Annotated in this window: 15 protein-coding genes and 5 tRNA genes; 13 read left to right on the top strand and 7 right to left on the bottom strand. The window is 47.7% G+C overall.

The annotated features are described in order from the left end of the window. Nucleotides 1-58: 58 nt before the first annotated feature. From xerD to ELR70_RS20270, 11 genes are all read left to right on the top strand, one after another. Entirely contained in the window at nucleotides 59-955 is an 897-nt protein-coding gene (gene xerD / locus ELR70_RS20320; RefSeq protein WP_054015561.1) for a site-specific tyrosine recombinase XerD, read from the top strand. A 61-nt stretch (nucleotides 956-1,016) separates the two neighbouring features. Beyond that, on the top strand, nucleotides 1,017-1,748 hold the full coding sequence (dsbC, locus tag ELR70_RS20315) for a bifunctional protein-disulfide isomerase/oxidoreductase DsbC (protein WP_054015502.1): 732 nt from the start codon (nucleotides 1,017-1,019) through the stop codon (nucleotides 1,746-1,748). Between the two features lie 96 nt (nucleotides 1,749-1,844). Continuing rightward, the gene (gene recJ / locus ELR70_RS20310) at nucleotides 1,845-3,569 is read left to right on the top strand and encodes a single-stranded-DNA-specific exonuclease RecJ (RefSeq protein ID WP_054015501.1); all 1,725 of its coding nucleotides are present in this window, start codon (nucleotides 1,845-1,847) and stop codon (nucleotides 3,567-3,569) included. A gap of 186 nt (nucleotides 3,570-3,755) precedes the next feature. Next, a protein-coding gene (gene prfB, locus ELR70_RS20305; protein ID WP_125562743.1) for a peptide chain release factor 2 occupies nucleotides 3,756-4,854 on the top strand; the annotation gives its coding sequence in 2 pieces (ribosomal slippage) (nucleotides 3,756-3,830 and nucleotides 3,832-4,854; 1,098 coding nt in all). Between the two features lie 27 nt (nucleotides 4,855-4,881). Next, on the top strand, nucleotides 4,882-6,423 hold the full coding sequence (lysS, locus tag ELR70_RS20300) for a lysine--tRNA ligase (RefSeq protein WP_054015500.1): 1,542 nt from the start codon (nucleotides 4,882-4,884) through the stop codon (nucleotides 6,421-6,423). A gap of 550 nt (nucleotides 6,424-6,973) precedes the next feature. Further along, a tRNA-Ser gene (locus ELR70_RS20295) sits at nucleotides 6,974-7,066 on the top strand. 30 nt (nucleotides 7,067-7,096) lie between these two features. Continuing rightward, nucleotides 7,097-7,173: transfer RNA gene (locus ELR70_RS20290), tRNA-Arg, on the top strand. Between the two features lie 52 nt (nucleotides 7,174-7,225). Next, nucleotides 7,226-7,302 (top strand) — tRNA-Arg (locus ELR70_RS20285). A 52-nt stretch (nucleotides 7,303-7,354) separates the two neighbouring features. Then, nucleotides 7,355-7,431: transfer RNA gene (locus tag ELR70_RS20280), tRNA-Arg, on the top strand. Between the two features lie 134 nt (nucleotides 7,432-7,565). Next, a tRNA-Arg gene (locus ELR70_RS20275) sits at nucleotides 7,566-7,642 on the top strand. A 543-nt stretch (nucleotides 7,643-8,185) separates the two neighbouring features. After that, nucleotides 8,186-9,355: a DUF1343 domain-containing protein gene (locus tag ELR70_RS20270; protein WP_054015499.1), complete on the top strand. Its 1,170-nt coding sequence runs from the start codon at nucleotides 8,186-8,188 to the stop codon at nucleotides 9,353-9,355. Between the two features lie 7 nt (nucleotides 9,356-9,362). Here the strand turns inward: ELR70_RS20270 and ELR70_RS20265 are convergent, their stop codons facing one another. Next, nucleotides 9,363-10,211: a MurR/RpiR family transcriptional regulator gene (locus tag ELR70_RS20265; protein WP_054015560.1), complete on the bottom strand. Its 849-nt coding sequence runs from the start codon at nucleotides 10,209-10,211 to the stop codon at nucleotides 9,363-9,365. Nucleotides 10,212-10,441: 230 nt separating this feature from the next. On the opposite strand from ELR70_RS20265, the gene ELR70_RS20260 reads away from it, so the two are divergent. Then, nucleotides 10,442-11,818, top strand: coding sequence for a Na+/H+ antiporter NhaC family protein (locus ELR70_RS20260; RefSeq protein WP_054015498.1), 1,377 nt, complete (start codon nucleotides 10,442-10,444; stop codon nucleotides 11,816-11,818). 35 nt (nucleotides 11,819-11,853) lie between these two features. Here ELR70_RS20260 and ELR70_RS20255 read toward each other — a convergent pair whose 3' ends face one another. From ELR70_RS20255 to ELR70_RS20245, 3 genes are all read right to left on the bottom strand, one after another. Beyond that, on the bottom strand, nucleotides 11,854-12,459 hold the full coding sequence (locus ELR70_RS20255; RefSeq protein WP_128064692.1) for a hypothetical protein: 606 nt from the start codon (nucleotides 12,457-12,459) through the stop codon (nucleotides 11,854-11,856). Further along, nucleotides 12,449-13,003 (bottom strand): sigma-70 family RNA polymerase sigma factor, encoded by a 555-nt coding sequence (locus ELR70_RS20250; protein ID WP_054015496.1) that lies wholly within the window; start codon nucleotides 13,001-13,003, stop codon nucleotides 12,449-12,451. The genes ELR70_RS20255 and ELR70_RS20250 overlap by 11 nt, the downstream gene beginning before the upstream one ends. A 74-nt stretch (nucleotides 13,004-13,077) precedes the next feature. Beyond that, nucleotides 13,078-13,725, bottom strand: a complete 648-nt coding sequence (locus ELR70_RS20245; protein ID WP_082353197.1) for an energy transducer TonB — start codon at nucleotides 13,723-13,725, stop codon at nucleotides 13,078-13,080. Nucleotides 13,726-13,926: 201 nt separating this feature from the next. On the opposite strand from ELR70_RS20245, the gene ELR70_RS20240 reads away from it, so the two are divergent. Further along, nucleotides 13,927-14,433 (top strand): DUF3087 domain-containing protein, encoded by a 507-nt coding sequence (locus ELR70_RS20240; RefSeq protein ID WP_054015495.1) that lies wholly within the window; start codon nucleotides 13,927-13,929, stop codon nucleotides 14,431-14,433. Nucleotides 14,434-14,478: 45 nt separating this feature from the next. Here ELR70_RS20240 and ELR70_RS20235 read toward each other — a convergent pair whose 3' ends face one another. The 3 genes from ELR70_RS20235 to ELR70_RS20225 are packed head-to-tail and all read right to left on the bottom strand — an operon-like array spanning nucleotide 14,479 to nucleotide 17,691. Further along, nucleotides 14,479-15,987, bottom strand: coding sequence for a GGDEF domain-containing protein (locus tag ELR70_RS20235; protein ID WP_054015494.1), 1,509 nt, complete (start codon nucleotides 15,985-15,987; stop codon nucleotides 14,479-14,481). Between the two features lie 40 nt (nucleotides 15,988-16,027). Further along, nucleotides 16,028-16,462 (bottom strand): hypothetical protein, encoded by a 435-nt coding sequence (locus ELR70_RS20230; protein WP_054015493.1) that lies wholly within the window; start codon nucleotides 16,460-16,462, stop codon nucleotides 16,028-16,030. Further along, complete coding sequence (locus tag ELR70_RS20225) at nucleotides 16,462-17,691, bottom strand: hypothetical protein (RefSeq protein ID WP_054015492.1); 1,230 nt, start codon at nucleotides 17,689-17,691, stop codon at nucleotides 16,462-16,464. Before ELR70_RS20225 ends, ELR70_RS20230 begins: the two co-directional genes overlap by 1 nt. Nucleotides 17,692-17,867: the final 176 nt, after the last annotated feature.

Below are 17,867 nucleotides of genomic sequence, written 5' to 3'. Positions count from 1 at the left end.
TGGTGTAATGAATTGATACAGGCTGCCCGTGACCGATTTAGAAATATCTGACCCAAGCATGCACAGCAATAGCGAACTGATAGAATCTTTCCTGGATATGCTCTTTTTGGAGCAGGGACTCAGCGACAATACCCTGGCTGCCTATCGTGCAGATCTGGATAAGTTTGTACGTTATGTCGTTGCTCATCATGATAACAAACCTCTATTGACCATTAGCAGCGCGGATATAGAGGCCTATCTGGCCTACCGAGTAGATGAAGGGCTTAAACCACGCAGCACTGCACGTGCAATGAGTGCCCTCAAGCGATTCTATGCCTACTGGGTAACCAAACAAGTCATCACGGCGAGTCCTCTTACCCACATTGCTCAGCCCAAATTGTCACAGTCTTTGCCAAAAACGCTTAGTGAGCAAGAAGTGGAAGCCTTGCTGAGTGCGCCTGATGTTGAAGATCCTATGGGCCTCAGAGATAAAGCCATGCTGGAACTGTTGTACGCAACAGGATTGCGCGTCACGGAGTTGGTTGGCTTGCGGATGGAGCAAATTAACCTGAGACAAGCAGTATTGTTGGTTCGAGGTAAAGGCGGAAAAGAAAGGCTGGTGCCGATGGGAGAAGAAGCATTGCACTGGGTCGAACAGTTTTTAAAAGTTGGTCGCGCTCAGATGGTCAAGCATGCGAATGACTTTGTTTTTCCGTCCAAACGGGGGATTGGCATGACACGGCAAACTTTTTGGCATCGTATCAAACACTATGCTATGTTGGCAGACGTTAAGTCACCGTTATCGCCACACACGCTGCGTCATGCGTTTGCAACACATTTGCTAAATCATGGGGCGGATCTTCGAGTTGTACAAATGATGTTAGGCCATAGCGATTTGTCGACAACCCAGATTTATACGCATGTTGCCAGTGAGCGACTGAAAACGCTTCATCAGCAACATCATCCTAGGGCGTGATGGAATTTATTCGTAGTAATCCGGTCCTAGTGATTAACCAGAGCAATTTTACGAGAAAAACATGAAAAAGTTACTATTAGCAGCGTCGCTTGCTTTCAGTGTGGGCACGTTTGCCGACACAACACAAGAAGTCTCTCCGATGGCAGTAAGCCCTATCGCATCTCAGTTTTCTGAGCTGGGTTTAACGGTAAAAAGTGTATCGGACAGTCCAATCTCAGGTCTTAAAACCGTGATCACCGACAAAGGTGTATTTTATGCCAGCCCGAATGGTCAATATCTGGTGCAGGGCACTATGATTGATGTAGCGAACCGTCGCAACATCACAGAAGATGCACTGAGCGATGTACGCAAGAGTGGTGTCGCGCAATATCAAGATTCGATGATTGTGTACAAGGCTGAAAACGAAAAGCATCAGATCACTGTCTTTACGGACATTACCTGTGGCTACTGTCGTAAGCTACACCGTGAGCTGGAAGACTACCTGGCTGCGGGTATCACCGTTAAATATTTAGCCTTTCCGCGTGGTGGCCTGAGCGGTAACGGCTATAAGAGTTTGATGAACGTTTGGTGTGCAGAAGATGCCGCCTCAGCGATGACCGAGGCCAAAGCTGGCAACACCATTGCAGATGCGAAGAATTGTCAGGCTCCGGTTGCTGAGCACTACCAACTAGGTCAGAGTTTTGGTATTTCTGGTACGCCGGCTATCGTTTTGGAAGATGGCAGCATGATCCCAGGCTATCAGCCGGCAGACGCACTGGCAAAAATGTTAGACCAGGCCAGTAAAAAATCCTAAATCTGAGGTATACTCTCAGCATTTCTAAAAAGGCCTGCGGGCCTTTTTTGCTTTGTGGAGTCGTCCTTCACCCCATCAGGTAGTTCAGAGAGTGTTATGCAAACAGAGATCCGTCCCAGATTACGCGTCGATGATAGTCATTTACCCGCCCATCTTCACCCGGTCATTAAGCAGATTTATGCCGCGCGGGGCGTGAAAGAAGCCGTAGAGCTTGATAACAGTGCGGCTACATTGCTGGATTTTCGTTTGTTCCGGGATATGGATAAGGCGTGTGTCCTACTTGAAACCGCATTACACCAGCAGCAAAGGGTATTAATCGTCGGTGACTTTGATGCTGATGGTGCAACCAGTACTGCGGTGTTAATGGAAGGGTTACGTTTGTTTGGGCTACAACAGGTCGATTATCTGGTGCCTGATCGCTTCAGTCTGGGTTATGGATTAAGTCCTGCTTTAGCAGAGCAAATTGTTCAGCTGGCACCGCAACTGGTTATCACAGTGGACAATGGAATTTCCTGTCTGGCAGGTATCGATATCGTCAAGCAGGCCGGTATTTCGGTACTGGTCACTGATCATCACTTACAGGGTGAACAACTGCCTAATGCCGATGCCATTGTTAATCCGAACCGCCACGATTGTCAGTTTCCTTCAAAGTCTATTGCCGGCGTTGGCGTGGCATTTTATTTGCTGGTGGCCTTTCGCCATCATCTTCGTGAGGCTGGCTACTTCGAGCGTCAGGGTCTGACTCAGCCGAATCTTGCATCCTTGTTGGATATTGTTGCTTTGGGCACGGTGGCTGATGTGGTCGCGCTGGATGCGAATAACCGGACTTTGGTACATCAGGGCCTGGCACGCATTCGCAAGGGGCAAACTCGACCTGGGATCCGAGCGCTGATTGAAGTAGCAAACCGTACCGCAACGCGGCTTAATGCCAGTGATTTTGGTTTTGCACTGGCACCAAGACTGAACGCTGCAGGCAGGCTGGATGACATGAGTCTGGGGATTGCCTGCTTGCTATCTAAAGAAGAGCATCAGGCACGACGCATCGCCGCCCAGCTCGATAGCCTCAACCAGGAGCGACGCGAGATTGAGCAGGGCATGCAGCAAGAAGCGCAGGCGGTGCTTGAACGTCTTGTCGCTGCCCAGCAAAGCATTCCTGATGCAGTGTGTTTATATCAGGATGACTGGCATCAGGGCGTCATCGGGATCCTCGCGGGCAGACTGAAAGAAAAATATCACCGCCCGGCGATTATTTTTGCCCAGGGCGATAACGACGAAATCAAGGGGTCGTGCCGTTCGATAGAAGGTTTGCACATGCGCGACTTGCTTGAGCAAATAAATACACGCTATCCGGACTTAATCGTTAAATTTGGCGGTCATGCGATGGCGGCCGGATTGACCATCAGAGAAGCCGACTTTAGTGACTTTAAGCGTACCTTTGAAACCCTGGTCAGCGAAACCCTCAGTGAAGAGCATAAGCAGTCGGTGCTTCTGACTGATGGTGAGTTGCCGGCTGAGTGTTTCAATATGGATTTTGCCATGTTGCTACAACAGGCGGGTCCCTGGGGACAGCATTTTCCTGAGCCGGTATTCAGCGGCGTGTTTGAGTTGGTACAGCAGCGCATTGTAGGCGATAAGCACCTTAAGCTGGTACTTAAACACTCAAGCGGTAAACTGGTCGATGCCATTGCGTTTAACGTCGACGTGCGAGCCTGGCCCAACACGGCTGCACAGGCCGCTGAGCTGGCTTATCAGCTGGATATCAATGAGTTTCGTGGTAAGTTCACGCTGCAATTGATCGTCAGAGAGATCCGTGCCTGCTAACAATTGCAATAAAGGCACAAAATGTTCTTATCTGGGGCTGATATCTATGGCTATTATTTGTTAGTATTGGCCGTTTAGACCGCTTATATAATCTTTAAATACAGCGGTCACACTATATTTCAGCCCAGTGGCCAAACAAATGTTGCCACTGGCTGCGTTACCATCACGTAAATTGGAGTAATGTGAATGTTTGAAGTGAATCCTGTGATTAATCAAATCAAGGAAATTCGCGAGCGTACTGAACTTCTTCGGGGGTATCTTTGACTATGCTCTGAAACAAGAGCGGTTAGAAGAAGTCAATGCGGAACTGGAAGATCCAGCCGTCTGGAATGAGCCTGAAAAGGCACAAGCGCTGGGCCGAGAAAAGTCCAGCCTGGAAACCATAGTCGAAACCATAGACAACCTGGTAAGTGGCGCGGATGACGCCGAAGGTCTGGTTGAGCTTGCTGTCGAAGCAGAAGACGAAGAAACCTTTGCAGAAGCAGAGCAAGAAGTGCAGGGCCTTAACGCTCAGCTTGAAAAGCTGGAGTTCCGCCGCATGTTTTCTGGCGCGCAGGACAGCAACGATGCATATCTTGACTTACAGGCAGGCTCCGGCGGTACTGAAGCGCAGGACTGGTGTAACATGCTATTACGTATGTATCTGCGTTGGGCTGAAGCCAAAGGCTTTAAAACCGAAATCGTTGAAGCAACAGATGGTGACGTAGCGGGTATCAAAGGGGCAACACTGCGAGTCAGCGGTGAATATGCTTACGGTTGGCTGCGCACAGAAACCGGTGTTCACCGTCTGGTTCGTAAGAGCCCGTTCGACTCAGGTGGCCGCCGTCATACCTCATTTGCCTCGGCATTTGTATATCCGGAAATCGACGACAACATTGAGATTGATATCAACCCGGCAGACTTACGTATTGACGTATATCGTGCATCGGGTGCCGGTGGTCAGCACGTTAACCGAACAGAATCGGCGGTACGTATTACCCACTTGCCGACCAATACCGTGGTGCAGTGTCAGAATGACCGTTCACAGCACAAAAACAAAGATCAGGCCATGAAACAGCTCAAAGCAAAACTGTTTGAGCTGGAGCTGCAAAAGCAAAATGCTGAAAAGCAGGCCCAGGAAGATGCCAAATCTGATATCGGTTGGGGCAGCCAGATCCGTTCTTACGTGCTGGACGACTCGCGTATTAAAGACTTGCGTACCGGTGTTGAGAACCGTAATACCCAGGCGGTATTGGACGGTGATCTAGACAAATTTATCGAAGCCAGCCTGAAATCAGGCCTATAATCAACAAGCTAAACTAAGAGCTAAAAAATGACAGAGCAAATCCAAGACGAGAATAAACTCATTGCTGAGCGTCGTGCTAAATTGGATGCAATTCGTGAAAATTGCAGTGCCAATGGCCATCCGAACACCTTCCGCCGTGAAGACTATACGGCTGATCTACAGGCTAAGTTTGGTGATAAGTCAAAAGAAGAGCTGGTTGAGTTAGATCATCAGGTCTCTGTGGCTGGCCGTATTCTTGCCAAACGTGGTCCTTTCCTTGTTTTGCAAGATATGAAAGGCCGCATTCAGGCATATGCGTCTAAAGACGTGCAGAAAGAGCTGAAAGCCAAATATGGTCAGCTGGACATTGGCGACATCATTGGTGTGTCTGGTCCGCTACACAAATCTGGTAAAGGCGACTTGTATGTGGATATGGTGCAGTACGAGCTACTGACCAAATCGCTGCGCCCGCTGCCAGAAAAGTTCCACGGCCTGACCGATCAGGAAGCTAAGTATCGTCAGCGTTATGTTGATCTGATCACCAATATGGAAACCCGTGAGACCTTCCGTATTCGCTCGAAAGTGATTGAAGGCATTCGCCGCTTCCTGGCTGAGCGTGACTTTATGGAAGTTGAAACGCCAATGCTGCAGGTGATCCCGGGTGGTGCAACGGCTCGTCCGTTTGTGACACACCACAATGCACTGGACATCGATATGTATCTGCGTATCGCACCTGAGCTTTATCTGAAGCGTTTGGTTGTAGGTGGTTTTGATCGTGTATTCGAGATTAACCGCAACTTCCGTAACGAAGGTCTGTCAACTCGCCATAACCCAGAATTCACTATGATTGAATTCTATCAGGCGTACGCAGATTACAACGACCTGATGAACCTGACAGAAGACATGTTACGTACTGTGGCACAGGACGTACTGGGTACTACTACTGTGCTTAACACGGTTAAGAACGCGGAAGGCGAAGTACTTGAAACCATCGAGTACGATTTCGGTAAAGCGTTTGAGCGATTGTCTATGGCGGACGCCATCATCAAGTATGGCCCGGACGCTGAAGCGTCTGCTCACATCTTTAAAGATCCAGAAAACCACTTTGATGAGTTGGTCGCGTACGCTAAGAAAGTACACGTGAAGATCCCTGAAAAATGCGTGTGGGGTGCCGGTAAGTTCCTGTGTGAAATCTTTGAAGAAACCGCTGAGCATAAACTGATCCAGCCGACTTTCATCACAGAATATCCGTGGGAAGTTTCGCCACTGGCGCGTCGTAATGACGAAAACCCGTTTATCACAGATCGTTTTGAATTCTTCGTAGGTGGTCGTGAACTTGCAAACGGCTTCTCGGAGCTGAACGATGCTGAAGATCAGGCTGCACGTTTTGCCCGTCAGGTTGAAGAAAAAGATGCTGGTGATGACGAAGCAATGCACTTCGATGACGACTACATTCGTGCACTTGAATACGGCTTGCCGCCAACGGCGGGTGAGGGAATTGGTATTGACCGTCTGGTAATGCTATTTACTGACTCTCCGACTATCAAAGACGTTATCCTGTTCCCGCATATGCGACCTCAGGCTGACTAAGCCAGTCATTCAGAACAAACAATCGAGAAAAGCGCCTAAGGCGCTTTTCTTTTATGTATGTAAGAGATATCTGCTATGAGCCAGTTTAAGTCTCAAGGTATTTATAAAAGCACAATAAAATCAGGTATGAATTGACTAGAATTCCTGGCGGGTCAAATTTGGGTTAGCCGGTGACGGCTGGCATATCCAGCGCTTTTGCATATACTGCTGTGACTACGAACGGATGCAAAAGACCTCTGACCATGTCGCAACAAAAATCAAAAGCACAACACGAACAGGCAAGGATGAATTACTGCCGTAGCTGTATTAGTGAATTTCAGCGTTTAGGCTATGTAGACGCCTTTATCTCGGAAGAAACCTCCCGTAAGCAATCCCTTTTGGACCACTTTAATATACAGTCAGACCCTAAAAGTGACTAATTTATGACAAATTAATCGATAAAGTGCCTTAAAACACACCAAGCTGAACAATCTATCACCATACAGTGCTTTTTTACAAGAAAAGTATTTGACATATTTTCACGGTTCTATATTATACGCCCCACAAAGACGGAGAGGTGGCCGAGTGGCTGAAGGCGCTCCCCTGCTAAGGGAGTATAGGGTTTGTAGCCCTATCGAGGGTTCGAATCCCTCCTTCTCCGCCATTTATTTAAATGGTATCTTTGTAGTAAAACGGACGCGTAGCTCAGCTGGATAGAGTACCTGGCTACGAACCAGGCGGTCGGAGGTTCGAATCCTCCCGCGTCCGCCACTTTCTTCAAGTGGTTAAAAATGAAGTACTGAAGAGTATAAACTTAAGAAATGGACGCGTAGCTCAGCTGGATAGAGTACCTGGCTACGAACCAGGCGGTCGGAGGTTCGAATCCTCCCGCGTCCGCCACTTCCTTCAAGTGGTTAAACATGAAGTACTGAAGAGTAAAAACTTAAGAAACGGACGCGTAGCTCAGCTGGATAGAGTACCTGGCTACGAACCAGGCGGTCGGAGGTTCGAATCCTCCCGCGTCCGCCACTTCCTTCAAGTGGTTAAATAAGAAGAATCGGATTCAGGAAGTCGGAGGTTCACTCTCCACAAAGTACGTCCCGGTCCGCCACTTTCTTCAAGTGGTTAAAAATGAAGTGCTGAAGAGTATAAACTTAGGAAACGGACGCGTAGCTCAGCTGGATAGAGTACCTGGCTACGAACCAGGCGGTCGGAGGTTCGAATCCTCCCGCGTCCGCCACTTCTCTTGAGTGGTTAAATAAAAAGAATCGGATTCAGGAAGTCGGAGGTTCACTCTCCATAAAGTACGTCCCGCGACCGCCACTTTTTCTTGAATTCCGGAAAAGTGAGCAATCAACCGACGAGAGTCGGTTTTTTTGTGCCTGTAATTTAGGTAATTTGGTACGAGTGGACACACGTCCGTGTGAAGGGCTACCGGCGCGTAACGCGTGTGATCGACTTCCATGTCTCGCGTTCAGCAAGCTGCGAAGCAGTGCTTCGGTCTTGCCTCACCCACCTCCGCCACTTCTTCTTCAAGAGGTGAGCAATCAACCGACGATAGTCGGTTTATTTGTATCTGAAATTTGAGGTTTGCCTTGGTACGAGTGGAAACACATCCGTGTGGAGGACTCCTGACCCGTGTTATCGACTTCCAAGCCTCGCGTTCGGCAAGCTGCGACGATAATTAATCGTCGGCCTTGCTTCACTCTAACTTAAATAGTTGCAAATGAGGGGGGAGCGACACACAATTCTCGCATTCTTTGTTTTTCTCAGCAGGAATTTTGTGCGCCAGCCTATATATTCTTTCCTGATACTTGTTATCAGCTTCATCACACTTGTTTTGTCATTGCAGGTCGACGCCATTCAAGTGGGTGCCGAGCGCGGTGACAAATACCTGCCTTTGCTAGCAGGCAAACGGGTGGGTCTGGTTGTCAACCAAAGTGCGCGAGTACATGATCAACACTTGCTGGATTACCTGACAGACAATCAGGTAAATGTGGTTCGGATCTTTGCTCCTGAACATGGCTTCAGAGGGGACAGGGGAGCAGGTGTTTACATTAGTGATGGCAAGGATACGAAAACAGGGGTGCCAATCGTTTCTCTATATGGTGCCAATAAAAAACCTAAACCTGAACAACTCATCGACATTGATATTCTGGTATTTGATATCCAGGATGTCGGTGTGCGTTTTTACACTTACCTCAGTACTATGTTCCTGACTATGGAAGCGGCGCAGCAAAATGGCCTCAGTTACCTGGTATTAGACCGACCAAACCCCAATATTGCCTACGTTGAAGGTCCAGTTCTGGATAATCACTTTCGTTCCTTTGTCGGCATGGTCCCGGTGCCGATTTTACATGGAATGACACTGGGTGAGCTGGCACGTATGATAGTGGGTGAAAGGTGGTTTGATGGTGATGGAGCACTTAATCTGACAGTGGTTCCCGTTGCACAATACAGTGCTCAGCATGAGTATGTGCTGCCTATCGCACCGAGTCCCAATTTACCCAATCAACAGGCAATACACCTTTACCCGTCTTTGTGTTTATTTGAGGCTACGCGTGTATCTGTGGGAAGAGGGAGTGATTTTCCATTCCAGGTTTTTGGCCACGACCAAATCAGGCTTGGCTCATTGGCCTTTACACCGCGTGCTATACAGGGTGTCGCAGCTCATCCTAAGTTACAGGGAAAGGCCGTATACGCCACAGATCTGCGGCATTCTGAACAGCGAGGATTCTCGTTAGACTGGTTAGTGCAGGCACAAGCTGCTTTTGCGCAGCACAGTGAAGTGCTGATTAACTCTCCTGGTTTTTTTGACAAGCTGGCAGGAACCGATGTGGTCCGTCTGGCACTGGCACAAGGCCTTAAAGCACACCAGATCGAAGCCATCTGGCAGCAGGAAGTACAGACGTTTAAGACACGCCGCCTGCCTTACCTGCTTTATGAACGATAACATGCTTTTAGTCGTGATAAATAGCACGCATATTATCATTGGCCCGGTCAATGCGGCGTTGCCAATGCAAATTAGAGTGTGCCAGAGAGACAAAAAGCGTATCTATCAGATAGCACTGTGATGCACGCGTCAGTATTGCACTGTGGTTAACTGGTTCCGTTTCCTGAACAGTGTACAGAACATGATCGGCTACTTCGCTCAGTTGAGAGTCGCCATACCGAGTAATAGCAAATAAACGACACTCATTTAATTTTGCTTGTTCGGCTAGTTTAAGCAGTGCCTTGGTCTGCCCAGAGTTACTGATAACTATTAGTAAATCTTCTTTCCCCAGTGAGGCAATATAGCTGGCAGCGCTATATTCATCACTATGGCAGACTGCTGAAATCCCCACCTTTTGCAGTTTGAATGCAAAGTCCTGGGCGACAGACCCTGACGCACCCTTTGCGCAGATCAGTACTTTACGTGCGCTTTTTAGAACTTGCACCGTACGTTCAAACTCTGAACCATTATTGAGCTTTTGTGTAGCGGTCAGTGTTTTGTGCTGATTGGCAATGAGCTTTTCACTGATATCCGCCAAAGAGTCATTTTGCTCAAACTGTATAGAGCGAGACTCCTGAGTTGATGCTTGTTCATTCAGAGCATCCACAACGGCGAGTTTGAACGCCGGGAATCCCCGATAACCTAATTTTTGTGCAAACTTTACGACACTTGACTGACTGACTCCGGCTGCTTTGGCTAGCTCAATAGACGACAAGGTACGTATCTGAGTCCCCGAACTAAGGGTAAAGTCGGCGAGTTTTGCCTCACTTTGTGAGAGAGTTGGCCTTAATGCCTTTATTTTAATAAAAGTAGACATGCGCTTCACTTGGTAACCTGTATTAACAGAGATGTCCATATTATAGGTTCAAAGATGACAATGTGATAGATCGGAAAGATATATTATTGCGCTTTTTGATCTGGTTGGTACCTAAATAAGTTCTTTTTGTTGCGTTTGTAAATTCAGCTGGGAAAAGCTTGGATTTTTCCACGCAACTATTTAAGCTAACGGGTTTACAGCTTGAGCTAATAATTAGTAATAGGGAACCTATGTCCTGGTATTCGATTTTACCGCCTTTAATAGCCATTGCCGTGGTGTTCTGGCGTAAAGAGGTCATTGTGGCGCTGATCCTGGCGTTGATCTCTTCAGAATTTCTGCTTGCCCTCAATGGTGAGGGTAATGCGCTTTTTACCACCTTTATTAATAGTATTGAGCGCATCGTGAGCGTGGCAACCTCTCCTGGAAACAGTCGGATCCTGTTGTTTAGTATCGTTATTGGTGCGCTGCTGGCATACATCAGAGAGTCAGGGGGAGTCGGGGCAACGGTTAACAAACTGCTGAATATCGGGGTGGCAAAGAACAAACGCCAGGTAGGTCTGCTGACTATGTTCACTGGTATGGCTGTGTTCATAGAGTCGAACATGAGTGTGCTGACTTCAGGGATCGTATCCAGGGGTCTGTTTGACAAGTTTAAAATGAGCCGTGCACGACTTGCTTATATTATAGACAGTACCAGTGCTCCCGTGTGTATTCTTATTCTGCTCAATGGCTGGGGCGCTTACGTACTGGGCCTGCTGAGTAACTATGAGCTTGAGCAGTCGGCTGTCAGTATTTTATGGGGTAGTGTGGCCTTTAATTTTTACGCCATCATCGCATTGCTTATCGTCTTTTACACCATTGTTTTCGACAAAGTACACGGCCCGATGAAAGTAGCGGAGCAAGCACTGGCAAAGCAGGACCAGGAAATTGACAAGGGCCCAGCCGCCAGTAAGGCACGCTTTATGTTAGTGCCTCTGGCAACGCTTATCATCAGTATGTTGGGTTTTATGTTGTGGACAGGTGGTGGAGAACTGGCTCAGGGCAGCGGCTCTAAATCGGTCTTGTATGCCACGGTCCTGGCAACTGCGGTAGCTTACTTACTGCTACTCAAGGCGCGCCATTTTACTCATCAGCAATTGGTTGATGTGGGCTTTAAAGGTATGGGCGAACTACTGCCTTTGGTCAGTATTGTTTTGCTGTCTCTGACTTTGGGTGCAAGCCTAAAAGAGTTAGGTACAGGTGTATTCGTGGCATCGTTAGTGGGTGATTACTTACCTTTATACTTTATTGTGCCTGTGTTGTTCTTAACCGGGGCAGTGATGTCTTTTACCACAGGTACGTCCTGGGGAACCTTCGCGATTTTGATCCCCATCGGTGTGCCATTGATCCAGACTCTGGGGTTACCACCGTCTCTGGTTGTGGGTGCGATTCTCAGTGGCGGGATTTTTGGCGATCATTGCTCTCCGATCTCAGACACCAGTGCGGTCTCTGCACTGGCTTCAGGGTGTGACCTGCTGACCCATGTTAAAACTCAGCTTCCATATGCAATGGTGGGCGGAGTGCTGGCATTGATCAGTTTCTTCATTGCCAGCGTTGTGATGATTTAGGGTGTCCATTCGCCAGCCGAACGAGGCTGGCGAAGTTAAGGGCAGGCATACACGCTGCTTGGGGCTGGTATGATGGTCGTTAAATGACCCTCGGTGTTTTTGTCCAGCGCCAACATCTGACCCTGTGACAGCTCAGGCAATCTGGTTCCATCTTGCAATGCCACCAGCACCGACTGTTTAATTTCTAATAAGGTTTTACTACGGCAGTCGGCAACAAACCAAGTATCCTTATCACTGTGAACCAGTCGGCCATAAAAGCGTTGTTCCCTGAGCTGCTGATGCTGTTGGTCAAAGTGCTTATCAAGCGCTTGTTTTTGTTCCCGAATATGAGTGACATAATGACCCTGCTCAACACTATGGGTTTCGACCTGCTCATAGTCATCAAAACTCAGGGCGTATACAGGCAAAGCTGTATGTTGGGTTTGTTCCTGGGTGACCATGACGGTAGCCAGCACTATGAGTGCACCACATGCCAGGATCCACTGGCTTCTTTGCCACCAGCTTATCGGCCTGCTATTAGAATTCGCAGCGCGACAAATGTGTTTTAGGTGTCGCTGCTCAAATGCTGGCGGCTTGTTCTGTTCTTTGGCTTGCTGATAAGCTTGCCTGAGCTGATCAGTTGGTGATTTGTCATTCATCATCTGCTCCTAATTCGTTTTTCAGCGCGGCCCGTGCATAGCGGAGCCTGGTTTTGATGGTTTCCTGTGCAGAATCCGTAATACTGGCAATCTGTTGCAGGGAAAACCCTTCCAGTTGCAGGCTTATTGCTTCTCTTTGCGCTAAAGGCAGCGACAGAATTGCGTTGTACAAGGGTTGATGTGAGCGTGTTTCGTGTTCTGCCTGAGCAGGCATGTGCTGTTCTGGGCTCTCCATATAAGCTAACTTTTTTTGTCGACGTAGCTCATCAATCAGCGCGTTTCTGGCCACTTTGAACAAAAAGGCCTTGGGCGCCTGACTGGTATGATATGCCTGGCGTTTCTCTACAACGGTCAGCCAGGTTTTCTGACACACATCTTTAGCCAGTTCACTGTCACTTTGGGTAAGTAGAAAGTGATATAAATCATGGTTGTATTTGTCTATAGCCAGTTCAAGATACTTATTCTCTCCGCTCAGTTTAAATGCATGTAATGGATCCGCTGGCTCCGGTTCAGTTGCCGTCAGCCAGTTTTTTAGAGCAAGTAGCATAGGCAGTTCCTTATTGTTATTTGTGCGCCCAACAAGTGCACCAGACAGATTTGCGCTGGTGCACAACCTTGATATTAATTCTGGTCGAGCTTGAACTCCAGCACGACTTTTTGTCCGGGCATTGGTTGAGGCTGACCATTGATGATTTGGGGTCTATATTTCCAGCGTTTTAACGCTTTTAGTGCTTCACGGTTGAACACGCGTTTGGGTTCTGCATTGGCAACCCTGGCGTCGATGACGGTCCCTGTTTCTGAAATTGTAAAATGCAGTTCAACCCAGCCTTGTGTGCCATCTCGCGCAGCGGTGACCGGGTAGCGTGGCTCGACTCGTACGATAGGTGTGGCCTGCATATCTGATGGTTGCATTGATGAGCCCATTTGTATCGGACCGGTTTCGACAATTGGTGCGCTACCTAGCCCGTTGAATGCCATGGGGGGGACTTCTGCATTCAGCGTCGGCTTAGGCGGCGCTTTAGGTGCAGGTTTAGGCGGGGGTGGCAGGGGCCTTTTGGTTTCGACCGGACTATCTTGTTTTACTTCAGGCAGAAAAACTGGCGTATAAGTGATCGGACTTTGTTTAAACTCCAGGTCCTGACTGATCAGGTGCTGCATAAAGGCAAACGCAGCGAAGGTGACGGCACAGGCACCTATAAATGACAGTAAAACCTTATTCAGTGTTTGATAGGGGCGAGGTGATTGTTCTGCTAAAAATTGACCGTTCATGGGCATACTCCTTGATGATTTACCTATAAAACGGTGCTGAGGTCAAAAAGGGGTGAACTAGTTAGCGTTTTTTTTTTCCGATTACGTTAGAATGCGCAAAATAGTGAAACAGATTTACCTGACTATCAGGTCATCATAAGAGACTGAATCGCGCTTTATGGCTTGATTGGCTTGATAGTTTTACGGCATGTGGGAGAAAAGATGCAACTACTGGACATAGATAAGACACGTTACAGAAAACACCTGAACATAGTAATCGCGGCCTGCATTGTAGCTTTGGTGGCGGGCAGCTTAGGGTTCGCCCGGATTTTGATTGTTGCTTTCCCGGATCCGGATGGCAGTCATTTTCACTGGAACCTGACTGGGGTGGTGCTGACGTGTGTGATCATCGCTGCGGTCCTTAAACAGGTGCAGCATCACCCATTTATGTATGAAGTGAATTATGTTTGGCAACTTAAGCAAGCTCTTAATAAAGTCACCCGGAAAATGGCCAAAGTAAAAGCAGCTGCGCAACAAGGCGATGTAGATGCCATGCTAGCAATGCAGTTTAGTTACAGTGGTTCACGCCAGTTATGGCAGCTCGACGACAATACGCTGACTATGGAAGAGTTGGGTATTTGGCAGGCTGAGCTTGATGCGCTGACTAAACAGTATCAGGTGACGCTAGACTTAGCTCAATATGACGCTTCTTTATTGGAGAAGTTCTAGTCTGAATGAGGGCAAACAGAAAAGCATTATAGCGGCACAAGCATTTTAGCTGGAATAGAAAGTGAAATTGTTGCGAGATGTTTTTTTGATGCTGTACATGGCAACGTCGGCGCACTCTACCAGGCCCTTCAGATTTTCCGCGTGCTGAGGAAAATGAGCAATGCCGATACTGGCACCCACTGCCAGCTCTGTTTGGCCGTCACGGTGCTCAAAGGACATAGGTTGATTGATTGATTCGAGCAGGGTTTGGGCAAGACGAGTGAGGTCTTGTTGTGTAATGTCCAATCGCGCCACTAAAAATTCATCGCCTCCCCAGCGACATACCAGGTCGGTTGAATCCATGGCACCAGAGAGCTGGTTAGCGATGTGTTTAAGCAGTGCGTCTCCGGCATTATGACCGTAAACGTCATTGATGGGCTTAAACTTATCCAGGTCGATCAGCATCAGGCTAAAAGTGTATTGATTGTCTATCCAGTCGAGCAGCAGAAGCTCCGCGCCGTAACGGTTATATAACCCTGTCAGGCTGTCCCGCTGAGCACGTTTGTTAAGCTGATTCAACATGGTTTTACGCAAAGTAATGTCGGCAAGAAACACCTGAAAGTACCATTTACCGTCGCTCAGGGTGTTGAGCATGATAATACTAAGCCACACGGTTGACTGAGTCAGAGGGTTAACGAACTCAAATTCAGACTGCATTACTTGCTTTTGCTTGATACTGTTTTCGGTAAAGGTATACAGAATATCAGGGGTTTTACAGTATAGTCCCAGATTCTCCGGAAAACGTTCGTCTACATCAACACCCATACCCACAAGTAAATCTTTGGCTGCGTCGTTTATTAACAAAATATCGCCCTCATCTTTGACGAGCAAGGTGGGAGAAGAGGACTGTTCAAACATCAGCCGAAAGCGTTTCTCAAGCTCTACGACCTCAGCTCTTAAGCTTCGCTCCTGCTCAAATAAGGTTTCAGCTTTATCCAGCAGGCTATTGATACCTAGTTCTATGCGGCCAATTTCATTGTGACAGGCGTGTTTGTCAGCCTGTAAGCGCTGTGCGCTGCCGGGTAGGATCTTGGCCAGCTGCTTGCCTAGCTGGTTCAGAGGCCGCGTCACTTGCCAGTATACCAGAGTTGTTAGTAACAGGATGATGGGCAGGATCACGACAAGCATAGTTCTTACCCCGCCTAATGCAATGTTACGGGCATTTTGCTCGATTATCTGTGTATTGGGTGCAATATGTATGGTGCCAATGTTCTCGGATAAAAAAAAGGGATTAACGAGGTTGATCTGAATACTACCGGGACCACTGTGCAATATACTCTTGGCTAACAGGGTATCTTTACTAACCAAAGCAGCAGATAGAATAATGTCGTTGCTGACCAACCCATTAACAACTTCAGTGGCTAAATCTTTGTCTTCCAGATAAGCGGCAATAGACGCAGTTGAGGACACCGTTTTTCCTATCTGCATAACGATACCACTCGATCGGGCAAGCTCTTCTTCAAAAACATGTCGATAATATAGCTTGGCGTAGATCACACTGAAGAGCAGCGTCATTAGACTCAGTAGCAGGGTTAGCCGTGTGATCAAACTGTGTTTATTGAACAAAACGATACACCACTTTGACGTCCTCTGTTAGTGCCGTCTCAGGCACATAACCTATTGCATCTGGTGTAGATGCGACCGCTTTAAGTATAGCCTCGATTGACTGATACGCCTGTGGAAAAGAGGCCTTACCGCTAAATTTTACTTGTGACCAATATGCGTTTATCTGACTCATAGGGCGACCTGTGAGTGTAGTTAGAAACTCAACACGTAATGGATGACCTTGTTCATAATCCAGGACAGTGGCCAGTGTGCCATCCGGGAAAGCCGCATATTTACCCATATATAGGTCAATTAATTGATATTGAGACAGCTGTTGATTGGGATTATCACGATGCACAATGACAACCAATGGATCGGTGGCTTTTGCTGTGCAGGTAATCAACAATAGAAAGCATAAAGTTATGCGCACTGATATGAACTGCATTAGAACACCCAATTCAGGCTCAGCCCCAGAGACTGGAAGTCGTTATCATGATTTGCAGAAGACAACCCCTTGTGAAGATAGAATGCTGACGGCAGTTGCTTGACTTGGGTATGGTCCAGCTGAATTTTCGCAGCCAGCGTCGAGGTTAAGCTACGGCGCCAACTGACAGACCAGGTATGCTGGTCTATCAAATAGAAGTTGGTATGTCTGATCACGCCTTGATACAGGCTAGTGAGTTGAGGTGAGGTGAGCAAAGGCCCCGGATCAATGCGGTTGTTTGACTTTGCGGCGCTGAAAGTGAGCAGCCAGGTATCATCGTCGCTATGCATCCCCAGGCTGACATAGCCGGCTTTCAGGTGGTTGAGCACCTCCGAATCTGAGTCGATGTAGGAAAGTTCGCTCTGCATAATCCAACGACTATCGTCATACTTGGCACCGACTGTGAAGTAATTAAACCGCTTGCCTTTTATCTGAAGTGACTCAATTAATGCCTGTCGTGTTGGCCAGATAGCCTGCGGTACTTGCTGTAACGCGTTTAGCAGTAGTATCTGTTGTTCATTGGTATTACCGGCTTTAGTTGTGGTGTAGTTGGTGCGCAACAACCAATTTTCAGTCTGCGCAGACAGACTTAAGCCATAGATAGAGTCTAATTCTACATCCCACATAAAGTCATCGTCGCTGATTATCGGCGCGCTCGATTTTCCGCCAAAGAACTTATAAGACAGGACACTTTCTTTAAGTAGGTGAGTGTAAGTAATGTCGATGCCGTCCATATTTTGATGCGGAACTACCGCATAAAACTCGGTCGGAGGGTGGCCGTAATTGAAGGCATAACCAATATCCCGGAATTCCGTCATCATATACAGGTCAAGGCCTGTCCGGCCAATACGCAGCTGCCAGTTAGGCGTTAAGGTATAACGAGCAAAGGCCATTTGAATGAGGTAATCAAGTTTGTACTCTTTGCGCTCTTTTAACACGGTCTGCGCAACCCATTGTAGTTGCGAAGAAGATTGCCATTCGAGTTGTACCCCAATAGAAGAGTTAGCTAAGCTGGGTTCGCCCAGGTAACTGGCATCAGGTTGAGAGATCACGTGTCTGATCCCTGCAGTTTGAGAGTTGCTGATGTTGATATCCAGGGTGGCAAAACCTCCCACTTTGACGTCATTAGCCAAAGCCGGTATTGAGAGGCCCCAGACCAAGTATAAAAACATCACAATTTTCGAGCGCATCAGTTACCATTAAGATATTATTTCAGTAGAAATGCACTAGTGCGAGCGACACTGAGCAGTTCTTAATAGCCTAGCGTTGTTCGGTGTATTTGCCAGTATTTAGTCTGAGGACTTGTAAGTGGGTGGCTTTGCCACCATATAGTCAGTTACAGTATTTTTTGTGATATTATCACATC

The organism is Pseudoalteromonas sp. R3, assembly GCF_004014715.1.
In the GTDB taxonomy this organism is placed as follows: domain Bacteria; phylum Pseudomonadota; class Gammaproteobacteria; order Enterobacterales; family Alteromonadaceae; genus Pseudoalteromonas.
This window is presented reverse-complemented; position numbering and strand designations above follow the sequence as displayed.